Source organism: Burkholderia sp. SIMBA_051 (genome assembly GCF_046534915.1).
Classification (GTDB): domain Bacteria; phylum Pseudomonadota; class Gammaproteobacteria; order Burkholderiales; family Burkholderiaceae; genus Burkholderia; species Burkholderia ambifaria.
The window spans coordinates 1-264 of sequence record NZ_JAWRXS010000400.1; the positions used below are offsets into that span (position 1 = coordinate 1).

Sequence of the window (264 nt, forward strand, 5' to 3'; positions counted from 1 at the left end):
CTGGCCGTTGCTGAACGCATTGCTGAATACGGCAGGCGGCGCGTCGTGGGTGTCGCTGCATCATGGCGGCGGTGTGGGCATGGGCTTCAGCCAGCACTCGGGTGTCGTGATCGTCGCCGACGGCACGGACGAAGCGGACAAGCGCCTCTGCCGCGTGCTGTTCAACGATCCGGCCACCGGCGTGATGCGTCACGCGGATGCGGGCTATGAACTCGCTCAACAAACCGCGCGCGAGGCGGGTCTCAATCTGCCGATGCTCGGCCG

1 pseudogene is annotated in these 264 nt (G+C 66.7%); it reads left to right on the forward strand.

Going from position 1 to position 264, the window contains the following annotated elements:
• Window positions 1-264 (forward strand): annotated as a pseudogene (locus SB771_RS35040) (urocanate hydratase); the annotation flags it as partial.